This window comes from Micromonospora chalcea, from assembly GCF_002926165.1.
GTDB lineage: Bacteria > Actinomycetota > Actinomycetes > Mycobacteriales > Micromonosporaceae > Micromonospora > Micromonospora chalcea.
In genome coordinates, this window is sequence record NZ_MAGP01000143.1 from 67,240 (window position 1) to 85,853 (window position 18,614).

Consider the following 18,614-nt stretch of genomic DNA (forward strand, 5'->3'; position numbering starts at 1 on the left):
ACGCGGGGCCGTCGATGAACACCGGCGGCCCCGCGTCGGCGTCAGCGGGAGTCGGAGCCGGTGGTGGTGATCGCCGCCCGGCCGGCCTCCAGGCGCGCCACCGGCACCCGGAACGGCGAGCAGGAGACGTAGTCCAGGCCGACCTCGTGGAAGAAGTGCACCGAGTCCGGGTCACCGCCGTGCTCGCCGCAGACGCCCAGCTTCAGGCCCGGGCGGGCCGCCCGGCCCTCCTCGGCGGCGATGCGGACCAGCCGGCCGACGCCGTCGGTGTCGATCGACTCGAACGGCGAGATGCCGAAGATGCCCAGCTCCAGGTAGCGCCAGAAGAACGCGCCCTCCACGTCGTCGCGGGAGAAGCCCCAGCCCATCTGGGTCAGGTCGTTGGTGCCGAAGGAGAAGAACTCGGCCGCCTCGGCGATCTGCCCGGCGGTCAGCGCCGCCCGGGGCACCTCGATCATCGTGCCGATCAGCACCTCGACGCCGCTGTCCCCGACCACCTCGGCGATGATCCGCTCGGCCTCGGCGCGTACCGTCTCCAGCTCCTGCACGGCCCCGACGAGCGGCACCATGATCTCCGGGCAGGCCCTGCCGCCGTCGCGGACGACCGCCACGGCGGCCTCGGCGATCGCGCGGACCTGCATGGCGAACAAGCCCGGGATGACCAGGCCGAGCCGGACGCCGCGCAGGCCCAGCATCGGGTTCTCCTCGTGCATCCGCCGGACGGCGGCGAGCAGCGCCTCCTCCTTCGCGACGTCCTCGCCGCGCTCCTGCGCGACCGCGACGTTCACCGCGAGCTGCTCCAGCGGGGGCAGGAACTCGTGCAGCGGCGGGTCGAGCTGCCCCACGGTGACCGGCAGGCCGTCCATCTCCCGGAAGATCTCGATGAAGTCGGCCCGCTGCAGCGGCAGCAGCGCCGCGAGCGCGTCCTCCCGCTCCCGCGCGCCGGAGGCCAGGATGAGCCGCTCGACCAGCTCGCGCCGGTCACCGAGGAACATGTGCTCGGTGCGGCACAGGCCGATGCCCTCGGCGCCGAAGCGCCGGGCCCGGGCCGCGTCCGCGCCGGTGTCGGCGTTCGTGCGCACGCGCAGCCGCCGCGCCGCGTCGGCGTGCGTCATGATCCGGTGTACGGAGCGGACCAGCGCGTCGTCGGTGTTCTCCGGGTCGAGTTCGCCCTCGAAATACTGCACCACCTCGGACGGCATGACCGGCACCTCGCCGAGGTACACCTTGCCGGTGGTGCCGTCGATCGAGACCACGTCGCCCTCGTTCACCACGTGGTCGCCCACTGTGAACCTCTTGGCCGGCACGTTGACGTCCAGCTCGTCGGCGCCGGAGACGCAGGTCTTGCCCATGCCGCGGGCCACCACCGCGGCGTGGCTGGTCTTGCCGCCCCGGGAGGTCAGGATGCCCTTGGCGGCGATCATGCCGTTGAGGTCGTCCGGGTTGGTCTCCCGGCGGACCAGGATGACCGCCTCGCCCTCGGCGGCCAGCTCGACCGCCCGGGCCGAGGTGAAGACGACCTTGCCGGACGCGGCGCCCGGGGAGGCGCCGATGCCCTTGGCGACCGCCTCGAACTCGTGGTCGAGCTGGAAGCGCGGGAACATCAGCTGGGCGAGCTGCGCGCCGTTGACGCGGTGCAGCGCCTCGTCCAGGTCGATCAGGCCCTCGTCGACGAGCTGCCCGGCGATGACGAACGCGGCGGCGGCGGTGCGCTTGCCGACCCGGGTCTGCAGCATCCAGAGCTTGCCGCGCTCGATGGTGAACTCGATGTCGCAGAGGTCCTTGTAGTGCTCCTCCAGCCGGGCCATGATGCCGAGCAGCTGGTCGTAGGAGGTCTTGTCGAGCTGCTCCAGCTCCTGCAACGGCACGGTGTTGCGGATGCCTGCGACCACGTCCTCGCCCTGGGCGTTGGCCAGGTAGTCGCCGTAGATGCCCTGCGCGCCGCTGCCCGGGTCGCGGGTGAACGCGACGCCGGTACCCGAGTCGGGGCCGAGGTTGCCGAAGACCATCGCCACCACGTTGACGGCGGTGCCCAGGTCGGCCGGGATGCGCTCCTGGCGGCGGTAGAGGATCGCCCGCTCCGCGTTCCACGAGTCGAAGACCGCGCGGATGGCGAGGTCGAGCTGCTCGCGCGGCTCCTGCGGGAACTCGCGGCCGGTGTGCTTGGCGAAGATCTTCTTGTACGCGTCGACCAGCCCCCGCAGGTCGTCGGCGTCCAGGTCGAGGTCGTTGTGGGTGCCCTTGGCGCTCTTGATCTCGTCCAGCGCGTGCTCGAACTCCTCGCCCGGCACCTCGCAGACGGTCTTGCCGAACATCTGGATCAGCCGGCGGTACGAGTCCCAGGCGAACCTGTCGTTCCCACCCGCCTGGTTGCTGAGGCCGACCACGCTGCGGTCGTTGAGACCCACGTTGAGGACGGTCTCCATCATGCCGGGCATGGAGAACTTGGCGCCGGAGCGTACCGAGACCAGCAGCGGGTCGTCCGGGTCGCCGAGGCGGCGGCCCATCTCGCGCTCCAGGGACTCCAGGTGCGCCTCGATCTGCGCGGCCAGGCCGTCGGGCTCACGCCCGGTCGTCAGGTACGCCTTGCAGGCCTCGGTGGTGATCGTGAAGCCGGGCGGAACCGGCAGGCCGAGGTTGGTCATCTCGGCCAGGTTGGCCCCCTTGCCGCCGAGCAGATCCTTCAAATCCTTGTTGCCCTCGGCGAAGTCGTACACGTACTTGTGCTCGCCCGATTCCTGCGCTTCCACCAGAGCCTCCAACGCGCGCCATTGACACTTAACGAAGGTTTAGTTCGGACATACCCCGGGAGTGACCACCGGTAATCCCGGCTCGTCAGCGTCGGTGGGCCGAAGGCTAGGCGAGTTTCGTGAAACCTGGGAGCGTTCGGTGACTTTCGGCACAACGGTCGCCACTATGCGCGTTCGTACGGGTTGTTGGGAACGCTTCCACGAGCACGATCACGCAATTCCGCTTCCCCTCGTACTCTTGACTGACTGCGTCCCGCGGATCCTCACCTTTGCCATATCCCGCGCGAATACACCCCTCGGAGCCGTCGCCGTGCCGACCACACCCACCGCCCCGGAGACCGGGCCGGAGCCGACCGAAACCCGTCCCACCAGCACGCCGGGTGAAGTGCTGCCCGGCGTGGCGACGCCTGCCGCCGAGCTGGCGCGTGTCGCCGCTGGCCGTGCCACCGAAGTTCTCGCCGGTCCGGCGCCGGTCCGGCTCGACGACGTGGTGCCCGCGCCCGAGCAGGTGTTCCCGGACCCCGCGGGCGACTTCACGCTGGGCGCGGACGCGGCGCTGCGGGTCAGCCCCGCCGGGCGGGACGTGGCCGAGCAGCTCGCCGCCTGGCTGCGTCCGGCCACCGGCTTCCCGCTGCCGGTCACCGACGTCCCCGCCCGGGGGGACGGCCCGCTGACGCTCACGCTGTCCCCGTCCGCCCCGGATGCCGCCGCTGCTCCCGGGACCCGGGCGACGGACGACGGCTCCGGCGGGCCGGCCGTCGGCGGGCTCGGGGGCGAGGGCTACCGCCTCGACGTGACCGCCACCGGCGTCCGGATCACCGCCGCCACCCCGGCCGGCCTGTTCCACGGTGCGCAGACGCTACGGCAGCTCCTGCCGGCCGCGATCGAGAGCCCCACGCCGGTCGCCACCCGCTGGGCAGTGCCCGGCGGCACGGTCGTCGACCGTCCGCGTTTCCCCTACCGGGGCGCCATGCTCGACGTGGCCCGGCACTTCTTCCCCGTCGAGGACGTGCTGCGGGTGGTCGACCACCTGGCCCGGTACAAGCTCAACCACCTGCACCTGCACCTCACCGACGACCAGGGCTGGCGGATCGCCGTCGACTCCTGGCCCCGGCTCACCGAGGTGGGCGGCGCGACAGCTGTCGGCGGCGGCCCCGGCGGCTGGTACTCCCGCGACGACTACCGGCACATCGTCGCGTACGCGGCCCGCCGGCACGTCACTGTGGTGCCCGAGATCGACCTGCCCGGCCACACCAACGCGGCGCTCGTCGCGTACCCCGAACTGGCGCCCGGCAAGGTCGCGCCACCGCCCTACACCGGCACCGAGGTCGGGTTCAGCTACGTCGACCCCGCCGACGAGCGGACGTACGCCTTCGTCGCGGACGTGGTGGGCGAGGTGGCCGCGCTCACGCCGGGGCCGTGGCTGCATCTCGGCGGCGACGAGGCGTTCAAGGTGCCGGCCGAGAGCTACCGCGCCTTCGTGGAACGGGCGCAGCGACTGGTGCAGGCCACCGGCAAGACGGTGGTCGGCTGGCACCAGCTCGCCCCGGCCGGGCACGTCGACGGGCGCGTCCTGCAGTGGTGGGGCACGAACGGCGACGACCCGGAGACCGCCGACGCGGTACGCCGGGGCGCCCGGCTGATCCTCTCCCCCGCCAACCACGCGTACCTGGACATGAAGTACGCGCCGGACACCCCGATCGGGCACGACTGGGCGGGTCTCATCGACGTGCGCCGGGCGTACGAGTGGGATCCGGGCACCCACGTGCGGGGCGTACCGGCCGAGGCCGTGCTGGGCGTGGAGGCGCCGCTGTGGACCGAGTCGGTGAGTACGCGGGCCGAGGTCGAGTACATGCTCTTCCCCCGCCTGCCCGCCGTCGCGGAGCTGGGCTGGTCACCGCGTGCCACGCACGACTGGCAGCGGTTCCGTAGCCGCCTCGCCGGCCACGGCCCGCGTACTCACCGACTCGGTCCACAGCGGCGCCTCCACGCCCAGCACGGCCTCGGCCGGTACGCCCCGCACGTGGGTGCCCGGATCCCACTCGTACGCCCGGCGCACGTCGATGAGACCCGCCCAGTCGTGCCCGATCGGGGTGTCCGGCGCGTACTTCATGTCCAGGTACGCGTGGTTGGCGGGGGAGAGGATCAGCCGGGCGCCCCGGCGTACCGCGTCGGCGGTCTCCGGGTCGTCGCCGTTCGTGCCCCACCACTGCAGGACGCGCCCGTCGACGTGCCCGGCCGGGGCGAGCTGGTGCCAGCCGACCACCGTCTTGCCGGTGGCCTGCACCAGTCGCTGCGCCCGTTCCACGAAGGCGCGGTAGCTCTCGGCCGGCACCTTGAACGCCTCGTCGCCGCCGAGATGCAGCCACGGCCCCGGCGTGAGCGCGGCCACCTCGCCCACCACGTCCGCGACGAAGGCGTACGTCCGCTCGTCGGCGGGGTCGACGTAGCTGAACCCGACCTCGGTGCCGGTGTAGGGCGGTGGCGCGACCTTGCCGGGCGCCAGTTCGGGGTACGCGACGAGCGCCGCGTTGGTGTGGCCGGGCAGGTCGATCTCGGGCACCACAGTGACGTGCCGGCGGGCCGCGTACGCGACGATGTGCCGGTAGTCGTCGCGGGAGTACCAGCCGCCGGGGCCGCCGCCGACAGCTGTCGCGCCGCCCACCTCGGTGAGCCGGGGCCAGGAGTCGACGGCGATCCGCCAGCCCTGGTCGTCGGTGAGGTGCAGGTGCAGGTGGTTGAGCTTGTACCGGGCCAGGTGGTCGACCACCCGCAGCACGTCCTCGACGGGGAAGAAGTGCCGGGCCACGTCGAGCATGGCGCCCCGGTAGGGGAAACGCGGACGGTCGACGACCGTGCCGCCGGGCACTGCCCAGCGGGTGGCGACCGGCGTGGGGCTCTCGATCGCGGCCGGCAGGAGCTGCCGTAGCGTCTGCGCACCGTGGAACAGGCCGGCCGGGGTGGCGGCGGTGATCCGGACGCCGGTGGCGGTCACGTCGAGGCGGTAGCCCTCGCCCCCGAGCCCGCCGACGGCCGGCCCGCCGGAGCCGTCGTCCGTCGCCCGGGTCCCGGGAGCAGCGGCGGCATCCGGGGCGGACGGGGACAGCGTGAGCGTCAGCGGGCCGTCCCCCCGGGCGGGGACGTCGGTGACCGGCAGCGGGAAGCCGGTGGCCGGACGCAGCCAGGCGGCGAGCTGCTCGGCCACGTCCCGCCCGGCGGGGCTGACCCGCAGCGCCGCGTCCGCGCCCAGCGTGAAGTCGCCCGCGGGGTCCGGGAACACCTGCTCGGGCGCGGGCACCACGTCGTCGAGCCGGACCGGCGCCGGACCGGCGAGAACTTCGGTGGCACGGCCAGCGGCGACACGCGCCAGCTCGGCGGCAGGCGTCGCCACGCCGGGCAGCACTTCACCCGGCGTGCTGGTGGGACGGGTTTCGGTCGGCTCCGGCCCGGTCTCCGGGGCGGTGGGTGTGGTCGGCACGGCGACGGCTCCGAGGGGTGTATTCGCGCGGGATATGGCAAAGGTGAGGATCCGCGGGACGCAGTCAGTCAAGAGTACGAGGGGAAGCGGAATTGCGTGATCGTGCTCGTGGAAGCGTTCCCAACAACCCGTACGAACGCGCATAGTGGCGACCGTTGTGCCGAAAGTCACCGAACGCTCCCAGGTTTCACGAAACTCGCCTAGCCTTCGGCCCACCGACGCTGACGAGCCGGGATTACCGGTGGTCACTCCCGGGGTATGTCCGAACTAAACCTTCGTTAAGTGTCAATGGCGCGCGTTGGAGGCTCTGGTGGAAGCGCAGGAATCGGGCGAGCACAAGTACGTGTACGACTTCGCCGAGGGCAACAAGGATTTGAAGGATCTGCTCGGCGGCAAGGGGGCCAACCTGGCCGAGATGACCAACCTCGGCCTGCCGGTTCCGCCCGGCTTCACGATCACCACCGAGGCCTGCAAGGCGTACCTGACGACCGGGCGTGAGCCCGACGGCCTGGCCGCGCAGATCGAGGCGCACCTGGAGTCCCTGGAGCGCGAGATGGGCCGCCGCCTCGGCGACCCGGACGACCCGCTGCTGGTCTCGGTACGCTCCGGCGCCAAGTTCTCCATGCCCGGCATGATGGAGACCGTCCTCAACGTGGGTCTCAACGACCGCAGCGTGGTCGGCCTCAGCAACCAGGCGGGTGGGAACGACAGGTTCGCCTGGGACTCGTACCGCCGGCTGATCCAGATGTTCGGCAAGACCGTCTGCGAGGTGCCGGGCGAGGAGTTCGAGCACGCGCTGGACGAGATCAAGAGCGCCAAGGGCACCCACAACGACCTCGACCTGGACGCCGACGACCTGCGGGGGCTGGTCGACGCGTACAAGAAGATCTTCGCCAAGCACACCGGCCGCGAGTTCCCGCAGGAGCCGCGCGAGCAGCTCGACCTCGCCATCCGCGCGGTCTTCGACTCGTGGAACGCGGAGCGGGCGATCCTCTACCGCCGCCAGGAGCGCATCCCGGCCGACCTGGGCACCGCCGTCAACGTGGTGGCGATGGTCTTCGGCAACCTCGGCCCCGACTCGGGTACCGGCGTCGCGTTCACCCGCGACCCGGGCAGCGGCGCGCAGGGCATCTACGGCGACTACCTGGCCAACGCCCAGGGCGAGGACGTGGTCGCAGGCATCCGCAACACCGTGCCGTTGCAGGAGCTGGAGCAGCTCGACAAGACCTCCTACGACCAGCTGCTCGGCATCATGGCCCGGCTGGAGGAGCACTACAAGGACCTCTGCGACATCGAGTTCACCATCGAGCGCGGCAAGCTCTGGATGCTGCAGACCCGGGTCGGCAAGCGCACCGCCGCCGCCGCGTTCGTCATCGCCGGGCAGCTCGTCGACGAGGGCCTGATCGACCTGGACGAGGCGCTGCACCGCGTCAACGGCGCGCAGCTCGCCCAGCTGATGTTCCCGCGCTTCCAGCTCGACCACGAGTTCGAGGCGGTCGCCAAGGGCATCGGCGCCTCCCCGGGCGCCGCGTCCGGCAAGGTCGTCTTCACCTCGGCCCGGGCGGTCGAGCTGGCCGCCGAGGGCGAGGCGGTCATCCTGGTCCGCCGGGAGACCAACCCGGACGACCTCAACGGCATGATCGCCGCCAAGGGCATCCTGACCTCCCGGGGCGGCAAGACCAGCCACGCCGCGGTGGTGGCCCGCGGCATGGGCAAGACCTGCGTCTCCGGCGCCGACGAGCTGGACGTCAACGTGCCGGCCAAGAGGTTCACAGTGGGCGACCACGTGGTGAACGAGGGCGACGTGGTCTCGATCGACGGCACCACCGGCAAGGTGTACCTCGGCGAGGTGCCGGTCATGCCGTCCGAGGTGGTGCAGTATTTCGAGGGCGAACTCGACCCGGAGAACACCGACGACGCGCTGGTCCGCTCCGTACACCGGATCATGACGCACGCCGACGCGGCGCGGCGGCTGCGCGTGCGCACGAACGCCGACACCGGCGCGGACGCGGCCCGGGCCCGGCGCTTCGGCGCCGAGGGCATCGGCCTGTGCCGCACCGAGCACATGTTCCTCGGTGACCGGCGCGAGCTGGTCGAGCGGCTCATCCTGGCCTCCGGCGCGCGGGAGCGGGAGGACGCGCTCGCGGCGCTGCTGCCGCTGCAGCGGGCCGACTTCATCGAGATCTTCCGGGAGATGGACGGCCTGCCGGTCACCGTGGGGCAGCTCGACCCGCCGCTGCACGAGTTCCTGCCCCCGCTGGAGCAGCTCGCGGTGAACGTCGCGGTCGCGCAGGAGCGCGGCGAGGACGTCGCGAAGGAGGAGGCGCTGCTCGCCGCCGTCCGGCGGATGCACGAGGAGAACCCGATGCTGGGCCTGCGCGGCGTCCGGCTCGGCCTGGTCATCCCGGGCTTGTTCGCCATGCAGGTCCGCGCGATCGCCGAGGCCGCCGTGGCGGTCGTCCGCGACGGCGGCAGGGCCTGCCCGGAGATCATGGTGCCGCTCGTCGGGGCCGTGCAGGAGCTGGAGACGGTACGCGCCGAGGCCGAGCGGATCATCGCCGAGGTGGTCGGGGACAGCGGCGTCGAGGTGCTGATCGGCACGATGATCGAGGTGCCCCGGGCGGCGCTGACCGCCGGGCAGATCGCCGAGGCGGCCGAGTTCTTCTCCTTCGGCACCAACGACCTGACCCAGATGGGCTGGGGCTTCTCCCGCGACGACGTGGAGGGCGCGTTCTTCTGGCGCTACCTGGAGCTGGGCATCTTCGGCATCTCGCCGTTCGAGTCGATCGACACCGACGGCGTCGGCCGGCTGGTCCGCATCGCCGCCGAGGAGGGCCGGGCGGCCCGCCCGGGCCTGAAGCTGGGCGTCTGCGGCGAGCACGGCGGTGACCCGGACTCGGTGCACTTCTTCCACGAGGTCGGCCTGGACTACGTCTCCTGCTCGCCGTTCCGGGTGCCGGTGGCGCGCCTGGAGGCCGGCCGGGCGGCGATCACCACCACCGGCTCCGACTCCCGCTGACGCCGACGCGGGGCCGCCGGTGTTCATCGACGGCCCCGCGTACCGCCTGGCGCGCCTTTCCGGCCTCCTCGGCGTAACCTGAGCTTCCGCCGCGTGTCGATCAGGAGGGGTGTCCACATGACCGCCGTCTGGGAGAACCTGGTAGTCGACGCCCGGGACCCGTCCCGGCTCGCCAGCTGGTGGGCGGAGGCGCTCGGTTATCAGGTGATCACCGACAAGCCGGACGAGGTGGAGATCCGCCGCACCCCCGACACGCTGCCCGGTCTCGTCTTCGTCCCGGTCGCCGGGCCGAAGGACGGAAAGAACCGGCTGCACATCGACCTGCGCCCGGCCGACATGGAGGCCGAGGTCGAGCGCCTTGTCGACATGGGCGCGCGGCACGTCGACATCGGCCAGGGAGACGTGGAGTGGACGGTGCTCGCCGACCCGGAGGGCAACGAGTTCTGCGTGTTGCGCCAACGCGGCAACGGTGACCGGGGCTGACGACGCGGCGCGGCTGGTCGACGAGGCGCCGAAGGACACCGGGTACGGCCGGTCGCCGTTCGAGCGGGACCGTGCCCGGGTGCTGCACTCGGCGGCGTTCCGGCGGCTCGCCGCGAAGACGCAGGTGCACACCGCCGGCACCGACGACTTCCTGCGTACCCGCCTGACCCACTCGCTGGAGGTCGCGCAGATCGCCCGCGAGATGGGCGCCCGCCTCGGCTGCGACCCGGACGTGGTGGACACCGCCGGGCTGGCCCACGACCTGGGCCACCCGCCGTTCGGGCACAACGGCGAGTACGCGCTGGACGAGCTGGCCGCCGCCTGCGGCGGGTTCGAGGGCAACGCGCAGACGCTGCGGGTGCTCACCCGGCTGGAGGCCAAGGTGCTCACAGCGGACGGGCGTTCGGCCGGGCTGAACCTGACCCGGGCCGCGCTGGACGCGGTGAGCAAGTACCCGTGGCCGCGCCGCCCCGGTGAGCGCAAGTTCGGCGTGTACGCCGATGACCGCCCGGTCTTCGACTGGCTGCGCGAGGGCGCGCCGCCCGGCACCCGGCGCTGCCTGGAGGCCCAGGTGATGGACTGGGCCGACGACGTGGCGTACTCGGTGCACGACGTCGAGGACGGCATCCACGGCGGATACGTCGACCTGCGCCCGCTGCTGGCCGACGCGGACGAACGGCGGGCGCTCTGCGCCGACGTGTCCGCCACGTACTCGGGTGAGGCGCCGGAGGACCTGGGCGAGGTGCTCGCCGACCTGCTCGCCGACCCGGTGCTGGCCCCGCTGGCCGCGTACGACGGCAGCCACCGTGCGCTCGCCGCGCTGAAGGCCACCACGAGCGTGCTCACCGGCCGGTTCGTCTCCCGCGTGGTGGCCGCCACGCAGCAGCGCCACGGTCCCGGCCCGCACCGCCGCTACGCCGCCGACCTGGAGGTGCCGCGCCGGACCCGGGCGCAGTGCGCGCTGCTCAAGGGCATCGCGCTGCGGTACGTGATGCGCCGCCCCGGTGCCGAGGGCCGGTACGCGCGGCAGCGCGACGTCCTGGCCGGGCTGGTGACGGCGCTGCTGGACCGGGCGCCGGACGCGCTCGACCCGGTGTTCGCGCCGTTGTGGCGGGAGGCGGCGGACGACGCCGGACGGCTGCTCGTGGTGATCGACCAGGTCGCCTCGCTCACCGATCCGGCCGCGCTGGCCTGGCACGCCCGCCTGGTGTCGCCGAGCTGACCGGATCACCCCGGCGAGCTTAGGTTAGCCTAAGTGGCATGACGGACCGCCCGAAGAAGCTCACCGCCGCCACGGTCGTCCGGACCACGCGGCCCACCCCGCACCTGATCCGCCTGGTCCTGGGCGGTCCCGAGCTGGCCGGGCTGCCGGTGGGCGCGTACACCGACCACTACGTGAAGTTCGTCTTCCCGCCGGCCGGGGTGACCTACCCGTACCCGGTCGACCTGGCGACGATCAAGCGGGAGTTCCCGGCGGAGCAGTGGCCGCGTCTGCGCGCGTACACGGTGCGGGCCTGGGACGCCGCGGCGGGTGAGATGACGGTGGACGTGGTGCACCACGGCGACGAGGGGCTGGCCGGGCCGTGGGCGGCGGCGCTGCGTCCCGGCGACCGGGTGTTGTTCACCGGGCCGGGCGGCGCGTACGCGCCGGACCCGGCCGCCGACTGGCACCTGCTGGCGGGCGACGACAGCGCGCTGCCGGCCATCGCCGCCGCCCTGGAGCGGCTGTCGGCGGGCGCGCCCGCGAAGGTGTACGTCGAGGTCGGCGGCCCGGCCGACGAGCTGCCCCTGACCAGTGCGGGCGCTGTCGAGGTGTGCTGGCTGCACCGCGACGGCCGCCCGTACGGCGAGCCGCTGGTCGAGGCGGTACGGGCGCTGGAGTTCCCGCCCGGCCGGGTGCACGCGTTCGTGCACGGCGAGGCCGGCGCGGTGAAGGAGCTGCGGCGGCTGCTGCGGGTCGAGCGCGGCGTGCCCCGGGGCGACCTGTCCATCTCCGGCTACTGGCGGCAGGGCCTGGACGACGAGGGCTGGCGCTCCGCCAAGCCGGCCTGGAACGCCGCGGTGGAGGCCGAGGAGGCCACCACCGTCCCCTCCTGACCGCCCTCGCCGCCCGCCGCCCTCGCTCCCGACGGCGATCTTGGAGTTGTGGCGCCTCTGATACCGGTGTGAAGCGGGCATCCTGGGCGCCACAACTCCATGATCGACGGAGGCGGAGTGGGCGTTTCGTCCTACCCGGGCGGCTGCGCTGCCCAGGATGGGGTCATGGGGGAAGACGTGGGGGAGCGGGCCGGGACGCAGCCGGCCGACCGGGTGGTGCTCGGGGTCGGCGTGGCCGGGGTGCTGGCCGTGGTGGCCTGGGGCGTGTTCGCGCGTGGTTCCCTGGCGACGTTCGGCGCGGCCGGGCTGAGTTGGACCGTGAGCACGTTCGGCTGGTTCTTCGTGCTCGCGGCGGACGCCTTCCTGGTGCTGGCGGTCGTCGTGGCCGCCTCCCGGTTCGGCCGGATCCGGCTGGGCGCCGACGACGACGAGCCGGAGTTCGACACGCTGGCCTGGGTCGCCATGATGTTCAGCGCCGGCATGGGAATCGGCCTGGTGTTCTTCGCCGTCGCCGAACCGATCCAGCACTACGCGACGCCGCCTCCCGCCTCCGGCGTCGCGCCGCAGACCGGGGCCGCCGCCGCGACCGCCATGCAGTACACGCTCTTCCACTGGACGCTGCATCCGTGGGGCATCTACGCGATCGCGGCGCTGGCCCTGGCGTACTCGACGTTCCGCAAAGGGCGGGGCAACCGCATCTCGTCCGCGTTCACGCCGCTGCTCGGCGACCGGACCGACGGCCCGCTCGGCCGCGCGATCGACCTGCTCGCCGTCTTCGCCACCGTGTTCGGCTCCGCGACCAGTCTCGGGCTGGGCGCGCTCCAGGTGGCGGCCGGCCTCGACCTGGTGGCCGGTGTGCCGGACGGCCGGGCCGTCGAGTTGACGATCATCGGCGCGCTCACGCTCGCGTTCGTCGTCTCCGCCTTCTCCGGACTGCACCGGGGCGTCAAGTGGCTGTCCACCACGAACGTGCTGATCGCCGTCGTACTGATGCTGTTCGTGTTCGTGGTCGGTCCGACCGTCTACACGCTGGAGGTGTTGCCGGCCTCGGTCGGTGACTACCTGAGCGGCCTGGTGCGCATGTCGACGCGTACCGGGGCGTTCTCCGATCCGGCCTGGCTGGGCTCGTGGACCATCTTCTACTGGGCGTGGTGGATCTCCTGGGCGCCGTTCGTGGGCACGTTCATCGCCCGCATCTCACGCGGCCGTACGGTCCGCCAGTTCCTGATCGGGGTGCTGCTGATACCCAGCGGCGCGAGCACCGTCTGGTTCGCGGTGATGGGCGGGACCGCCCTGCGTACGCAGACCACCGGCACCCGGGACCTGGTGGCCGACGTGGAAGCCGGGTCCGAGCAGGCGCTGTTCGGGCTGCTCGACGCGCTGCCGCTGGCCACGCTGACGAGCGTGCTCGCCATGGTGCTGATCGCGCTCTACTTCGTCACCAGCGCGGACTCGGCGTCGCTGGTGCTCGGCTCGCTCAGCTCGCGCGGCGCGCTGCGGCCGCACCGCGGGGTGGTGGTGCTCTGGGGTGTGCTGATCGGCGCTGTCGCGGCGGCGTTGCTGCTGGCCGGCGGGCTGGCCGCGCTGCAGCAGGCGACCATCCTGGTCGCGCTGCCGTTCGTCGTGGTGATGCTGGGCCTGGCCGTCGCGGTGCTCCGGGAGATGGCAGCCGATCCGGTGCTGCGCGCCGGGCCCCGGCCCCGCCGCTCCGGCCTGGCCGCCGCGGTGAACGCGGCCCGGTCGTACGAGGAGGAGGAGCCGGCCCCCGTCACCCGCTGGTTCCACAGTCGGCGCCGCTGAGTGGGGGTACCTCGGTTTGTAGCATAGGTGCTACATTTCGAGGCATGACTGCGGTCGAACTTCCTGGGGCCGTCGCGTCCCCCCGACCGCCCGACGAGGATCTCGTCCTCGACGTGCGGGATCTGCGTATGCGCTACGGCGCCGTCGACGTGCTGCACGGCGTCGACCTGACCGCCCGGCGGGGCGAGGTGGTGGCGCTGCTCGGGCCCAACGGCGCCGGCAAGACCACCACCATCGAGATCCTCGAAGGCTTCCGGCTGCCCTCGGCCGGCACGGTGCGCGTGCTCGGCAGCGACCCGGCCCGCGGCGACGAGCGGTGGCGCGCGCGGCTGGGCGTGGTGCTCCAGTCCTGGCGCGACCACGGCAAGTGGCGGGTGCGGGAGTTGCTCGCGCACCTCGGCGACTTCTACGCGCCGTACGGCACCGACCGGATCCCGCGCCCGTGGCCGGTCGACGAGCTGCTGGAGACGGTGGGCCTGACCGCGCACGCCGGCAGCCGGGTGTCGCGGCTCTCCGGCGGTCAGCGCCGCCGGCTGGACGTGGCGGTCGGCATCGTCGGCCGCCCGGAGCTGCTGTTCCTGGACGAGCCCACTGTCGGCTTCGACCCGGCCGCCCGGCGCGAGTTCCACGAGCTGGTGCACCGCCTGGCCGACCTGGACGAGACCACGATCGTGCTGACCACGCACGACCTGGCCGAGGCGGAGAAGCTGGCCGACCGCATCCTCATCCTGGCCGGCGGCCGGATCATCGCCGAGGGGTCGCCCGACCAGCTCGCCCGGCGCGTCGCGGGGGACGCCGAGGTGCGCTGGACCCGCGACGGCGAGCGGTACGTGCACGCCACCCCCGACGCCACCGCGTTCCTGCGCGACCTGCTCCGCGAGCACGGCGACCGGATAGGCGAGCTGGAGGTGCGCCGGGCCAGCCTGGAGGACGCGTACCTGGCGCTGGTGCACGAGGAGGAGACCGGCATCCGTACCGGCCGGGCCGAGCGGGTGTGGCAGCAGGAGGCGGACCGATGAACCCGACCACGAACGCGCTACGGGCCGGGCTGCGGCGCGGCGTGATCGAGCTGCGCGCGACGTTCACAAACGGCCAGGATCTCTGGACCTACTTCTTCCCCACCGTGGTGCTGCTGATCGCCGTGTTCTGGATGCGCGGCTCGACGGTGCCGGGCACCGACTTCTCGCTCGGCGCCCGTACGCTGCCCAGCGCGCTCGGGATGGGCCTGCTCTTCGGCGGCCTGCTCGGGCTGGCCAACCAGCTCGTCATCGACCGGGAGGACGGCACGCTGCTGCGCGCCAAGGCCATCCCGGACGGCATGCTCGGCTACCTGGTCGGCAAGATCGTGCTGGTCTCGGCGGTCGCGCTGATCGGCGTGGTCATCCAGCTCACGCCCGGGCTGTTCTTCCTGGACGGGCTGCGGCTCGGCGACCCGGGCGCCTGGCTCACGCTGGCCTGGGTGGTGCCGCTCGGGCTGGTGGCGACGCTGCCGCTGGGCGCGGTGATCGGCTCGCTGATCGAGAACCCGCGCAACATGGGCCTGGTGGTGATGCCGATCTTCGGCCTGATCGCGCTGTCCGGCATCTTCTATCCGATCAACGGCCTGCCCGGCTGGCTGCAGGGCGTCGCCCAGGTGTTCCCGCTCTACTGGCTAGGCTTGGGCATGCGCTCGGCGCTGCTCCCCGGCGACCTGGCAGCAGTCGAACTCGGCGGCTCCTGGCGGCACCTGGAGACGGTCGGCGTGCTCGGCGCCTGGGCGGTGCTCGGGCTCGTGCTGGCCCCGGTGGTGCTGCGCCGGATGGCCCGCCGGGAGTCCGGCTCGCGGGTCGCGGCCCGGCGGGAGCGGGCCATGCAGCGGGTCGGATGAGAGGGCGTCGATGAGCGAGACCGTGCACAACCGGATCGCGGTGCTGCGCGCCGAACGGGGCATCTCCCGGCGGCAACTGGCCGACGCGCTCGGTGTGCACTACCAGACCGTCGGTTACCTGGAGCGCGGCGAGTTCCGGCCCAGCCTGCACCTGGCGCTGCGCATCGCCGCGTACTTCGAGGTGCCGGTCGAGGTGGTCTTCTCCATCGAGCCGTTCCCGCGTATCGGCGACCCCGCGGCGGCCCGCTCGGCCTGAGCCGGCGGGGACGGGCGTGGTCGGCCACACGCCCGTCCCCCCGGCCGCCGGATCGTCGGTCCGGCAGGGCAGGATGTACGCCGAGGGGGTGGCGGTCATGGCGGGGCGGATCCGGGACGAGGACATCGCGCTGGTCCGCGAGCGCACCGCCATCGCGGACGTCATCTCCGAGGTGGTGACGCTCAAGTCGGCCGGTGGCGGCAACCTCAAGGGGCTCTGCCCGTTCCACGACGAGAAGAGCCCGTCGTTCAACGTCTCGCCCGCCCGCAACGTGTTCTACTGCTTCGGCTGCGGGGTCGGCGGCGACGCGATCAAGTTCCTGATGGACGCCGAGCACCTCAGCTTCGTCGAGTCCGTCGAGCGGCTGGCCTTCCGCGCCGGCATCCAGTTGCGCTACGTCGAGGACGACAGGTCCGCGCCGCGTCCCCGCCCGCAGCAGGGGCAGCGGCAGCGCCTGGTGGCCGCGCACGCCGCCGCCGTCGACTTCTACCGGGCCCAGCTCACCACCGCCGGCGCGCGCCCGGCCCGCGAGTTCCTCGCCGGGCGCGGCTTCGACCGGTCCGCCGCCGAGCGGTACGGCTGCGGCTTCGCCCCCGACGGGTGGGACCTGCTCACCAAGCACCTGCGTCAGCAGGGCTTCACCCACGACGAGCTGGTCACCGCCGGGCTGTCCCGTCCGGCCCGCTCCGGTTCGCTGATCGACAGGTTCCGCCGCCGCCTGATGTGGCCGATCCGGGACATCACCGGTGACGTGATCGGCTTCGGCGCCCGCAAGCTGTTCGACGACGACGACGGCCCGAAATACCTGAACACCCCCGAGACGCCGATCTACAAGAAGTCGCACGTGCTCTACGGCATCGACCAGGCCAAGCGGGAGATCGCCAAGCAGGGCAAGGTGGTGGTGGTCGAGGGCTACACCGACGTGATGGCCTGCCACCTCGCCGACGTGCCGACGGCGGTGGCGACCTGCGGCACGGCGTTCGGCGGCGACCACATCTCGGTGCTGCGCCGGGTGCTGTTCGACAGCGACGAACGGGCCGGCGAGATCATCTTCACCTTCGACGGCGACGCCGCCGGGCAGAAGGCCGCGTTGCGCGCGTTCGAGGACGACCAGCGCTTCGTCGGGCGTACCTTCATCGCGGTCAGCCCCGACAACATGGACCCGTGCGAGCTGCGCCTGGCAAAGGGCGACCTGGCCGTGCGTGACCTGGTGGCCCGCCGCGAGCCGCTGGTCGACTTCGCGCTCCGGCACGTGATCAGCCGGTTCGACCTGGACACCGTCGACGGCCGGGTCGAGGCCATGCGTCGCGCCGCGCCGCTCGTGGCGAAGATCAAGGACCGGGAGAAGCGCCCGGAGTACGTGCGCAAGCTCGCCGGCGACCTCGGCATGGAGATCGAGCCGGTGCAGCGCGCGGTGCTCAACGCGGCACACGGGCCGCAGGCCGGCGGCGCCGCGCCCGCCGCCCCGGCCCGCCCCGGCCGGGCCACGCCCGCTGTGGACAGTCCGCGTTCCATGGTGGAGCGGGAGGCGCTCAAGCTGGCGTTGCAGGAGCCGGTGCTGGCCGGTCCGATGTTCGACGCGGTCGAGGTGACCGACTACCAGCACCCGGTGCACGTCGCGGTACGCGCCGCCGTGGCGGCGGCCGGCGGAGCGTCCACTGCCACCGGCGGCGCGGTCTGGATCGAACGGGTCCGCGACGCCTGCGACGACCTGGCCGGGCAGGCGCTCATCGGCGAGCTGGCGGTGGAGCCGCTGCGCATCGACGGCGAGCCGGACCCGAGGTACGTCTCGATCACCATGGCCCGGCTCCAGTGGAGTTCGGTCACCGGCCGCATCCGTGACCTCAAGTCGAAGATCCAGCGGGTCAACCCGGTGAGCAACAAGGACGAGTACTTCGCCCTGTTCGGGGAACTGCTGTCGCTGGAACAGCACGCACGGGCACTGCGCGAGCAGGCCGCCGGAGGATTGTGATGGGACTGTTCAACCGCCGGCCGAAACTGCCGTCCGCCGACCGGCCGCCGCTGGCCGCCGACGAGCGGGTGCTCGCCTGGGCCGCCGCCGGCACCGGCGAGGGCGGCAACGACGGCGTGCTGGTCGCCAGCAACCGTGGCCTCTGGCTGCCCGGCCGGGTGGAGCGCCTCGGCTGGCACGACATCCTCAAGGCGGTCTGGTCCGGCCGCGAGCTGACTGTCACCCCGGCCGAGCCGGTCGCCGAGCGCGACGGCTACCTGGTGGTGGCGGACGGCCTCCCCGAGACGTACCTGCTCGTCGACCCGGGTGACCTGCCGCACCAGGTCCGGGACCGGGTCACCGGCTCGGTGGCGTACACCTCGCACCACGAGATGCCCGGCGGCTCCGGGCGGATCGCGGCCCGGCGGGTGCCCGGCGTCGACGGGCTGACCTGGACGGTCCGCTACGACCCGGGGACGCCCACCGACGACGAGGACGTGGCCGCCGAGACCGCCCGGCTGGTCGCAGCGGCGCGGGCCGCCACCACCCCCGCCGACGTCTGAGGTCTACACCTTGAGGACGTCGACCTCGTAGAGCGGGATGGTGGCGTCGCCGGTGATGGCCCAGAGCGCGACGTGGGTGTCCAGCAGCAGGGTCATGCGCCGATCCCGAAGTCGGCGGCGATCTCGGCGTTGGTCTGTGGCGAATCCCAGTCACCCGAGAGGTCCACCTGCCCCGCGAGGGAGCCGATCGCCGTGCGGTCGGTCCGGCGCACCAGCGGTACGACCTTCGCCACGGGGGTGCCCGCCCGGTCGATGATGATCTCTTCGCCGCGTTCCACCCGCTCGATGATGCGCGACAGGTGGGTCTTGGCATCATGCATGTTGTAGTGCACAGCCTCAGCCGACATGGC

General features: G+C 72.7%; 12 protein-coding genes and 2 pseudogenes. 11 read left to right on the forward strand and 3 right to left on the reverse strand.

What is annotated here, in order from left to right:
• Positions 1-41: 41 nt before the first annotated feature.
• Positions 42-2,750, reverse strand: coding sequence for a pyruvate, phosphate dikinase (gene ppdK, locus BAW75_RS24335; RefSeq protein ID WP_104115048.1), 2,709 nt, complete (start codon positions 2,748-2,750; stop codon positions 42-44).
• A gap of 310 nt (positions 2,751-3,060) precedes the next feature.
• Between ppdK (BAW75_RS24335) and BAW75_RS24340 the strand changes: the two are divergent.
• Positions 3,061-4,707: pseudogene (locus BAW75_RS24340) on the forward strand (beta-N-acetylhexosaminidase); the annotation flags it as partial.
• Here the strand turns inward: BAW75_RS24340 and BAW75_RS33050 are convergent.
• Positions 4,660-6,228: pseudogene (locus tag BAW75_RS33050) on the reverse strand (beta-N-acetylhexosaminidase); the annotation flags it as partial. The pseudogenes BAW75_RS24340 and BAW75_RS33050 sit on opposite strands and share 48 nt — an antisense overlap.
• Before the next feature lie 310 nt (positions 6,229-6,538).
• Here BAW75_RS33050 and ppdK (BAW75_RS24355) point away from each other — a divergent pair.
• The 10 genes from ppdK (BAW75_RS24355) to BAW75_RS24400 all read left to right on the forward strand — a co-directional run bounded on the left by ppdK (BAW75_RS24355) (position 6,539) and on the right by BAW75_RS24400 (position 18,264).
• Positions 6,539-9,247 (forward strand): pyruvate, phosphate dikinase, encoded by a 2,709-nt coding sequence (ppdK, locus tag BAW75_RS24355; protein WP_104115048.1) that lies wholly within the window; start codon positions 6,539-6,541, stop codon positions 9,245-9,247.
• Positions 9,248-9,364: 117 nt separating this feature from the next.
• Positions 9,365-9,730: a VOC family protein gene (locus BAW75_RS24360; RefSeq protein ID WP_104115047.1), complete on the forward strand. Its 366-nt coding sequence runs from the start codon at positions 9,365-9,367 to the stop codon at positions 9,728-9,730.
• Positions 9,717-10,952: a deoxyguanosinetriphosphate triphosphohydrolase gene (locus tag BAW75_RS24365; RefSeq protein ID WP_104115046.1), complete on the forward strand. Its 1,236-nt coding sequence runs from the start codon at positions 9,717-9,719 to the stop codon at positions 10,950-10,952. Before BAW75_RS24360 ends, BAW75_RS24365 begins: the two co-directional genes overlap by 14 nt.
• A 38-nt stretch (positions 10,953-10,990) precedes the next feature.
• Complete coding sequence (locus BAW75_RS24370; RefSeq protein WP_104115045.1) at positions 10,991-11,827, forward strand: siderophore-interacting protein; 837 nt, start codon at positions 10,991-10,993, stop codon at positions 11,825-11,827.
• A gap of 165 nt (positions 11,828-11,992) precedes the next feature.
• A complete protein-coding gene (locus BAW75_RS24375) occupies positions 11,993-13,627 on the forward strand; it encodes a BCCT family transporter (RefSeq protein ID WP_104115044.1) in 1,635 nt (544 codons plus the stop codon).
• A gap of 44 nt (positions 13,628-13,671) precedes the next feature.
• On the forward strand, positions 13,672-14,646 hold the full coding sequence (locus BAW75_RS24380) for an ABC transporter ATP-binding protein (RefSeq protein WP_104115043.1): 975 nt from the start codon (positions 13,672-13,674) through the stop codon (positions 14,644-14,646).
• Complete coding sequence (locus tag BAW75_RS24385; protein WP_043329061.1) at positions 14,643-15,494, forward strand: ABC transporter permease; 852 nt, start codon at positions 14,643-14,645, stop codon at positions 15,492-15,494. Before BAW75_RS24380 ends, BAW75_RS24385 begins: the two co-directional genes overlap by 4 nt.
• Before the next feature lie 10 nt (positions 15,495-15,504).
• The gene (locus BAW75_RS24390) at positions 15,505-15,750 is read left to right on the forward strand and encodes a helix-turn-helix transcriptional regulator (protein ID WP_013287928.1); all 246 of its coding nucleotides are present in this window, start codon (positions 15,505-15,507) and stop codon (positions 15,748-15,750) included.
• A gap of 73 nt (positions 15,751-15,823) precedes the next feature.
• A complete protein-coding gene (gene dnaG, locus BAW75_RS24395) occupies positions 15,824-17,722 on the forward strand; it encodes a DNA primase (protein ID WP_104115042.1) in 1,899 nt (632 codons plus the stop codon).
• Positions 17,722-18,264, forward strand: a complete 543-nt coding sequence (locus BAW75_RS24400; RefSeq protein WP_043329065.1) for a hypothetical protein — start codon at positions 17,722-17,724, stop codon at positions 18,262-18,264. The genes dnaG and BAW75_RS24400 overlap by 1 nt, the downstream gene beginning before the upstream one ends.
• A gap of 92 nt (positions 18,265-18,356) precedes the next feature.
• Here the strand turns inward: BAW75_RS24400 and BAW75_RS24410 are convergent, their stop codons facing one another.
• The gene (locus BAW75_RS24410) at positions 18,357-18,611 is read right to left on the reverse strand and encodes a type II toxin-antitoxin system Phd/YefM family antitoxin (protein WP_043329066.1); all 255 of its coding nucleotides are present in this window, start codon (positions 18,609-18,611) and stop codon (positions 18,357-18,359) included.
• Positions 18,612-18,614: the final 3 nt, after the last annotated feature.

Coding starts and splice junctions, on each gene's coding strand:
- BAW75_RS24370 (WP_104115045.1), top strand. CDS start 10,991: ATGACGGACCGCCCGAAGAAGCTCACCGCCGCCACGGTCGTCCGGACC.
- BAW75_RS24400 (WP_043329065.1), top strand. CDS start 17,722: ATGGGACTGTTCAACCGCCGGCCGAAACTGCCGTCCGCCGACCGGCCG.
- BAW75_RS24390 (WP_013287928.1), top strand. CDS start 15,505: ATGAGCGAGACCGTGCACAACCGGATCGCGGTGCTGCGCGCCGAACGG.
- BAW75_RS24380 (WP_104115043.1), top strand. CDS start 13,672: ATGACTGCGGTCGAACTTCCTGGGGCCGTCGCGTCCCCCCGACCGCCC.
- BAW75_RS24385 (WP_043329061.1), top strand. CDS start 14,643: ATGAACCCGACCACGAACGCGCTACGGGCCGGGCTGCGGCGCGGCGTG.
- BAW75_RS24375 (WP_104115044.1), top strand. CDS start 11,993: ATGGGGGAAGACGTGGGGGAGCGGGCCGGGACGCAGCCGGCCGACCGG.
- dnaG (WP_104115042.1), top strand. CDS start 15,824: ATGTACGCCGAGGGGGTGGCGGTCATGGCGGGGCGGATCCGGGACGAG.
- BAW75_RS24360 (WP_104115047.1), top strand. CDS start 9,365: ATGACCGCCGTCTGGGAGAACCTGGTAGTCGACGCCCGGGACCCGTCC.
- BAW75_RS24410 (WP_043329066.1), bottom strand. CDS start 18,611: ATGTCGGCTGAGGCTGTGCACTACAACATGCATGATGCCAAGACCCAC.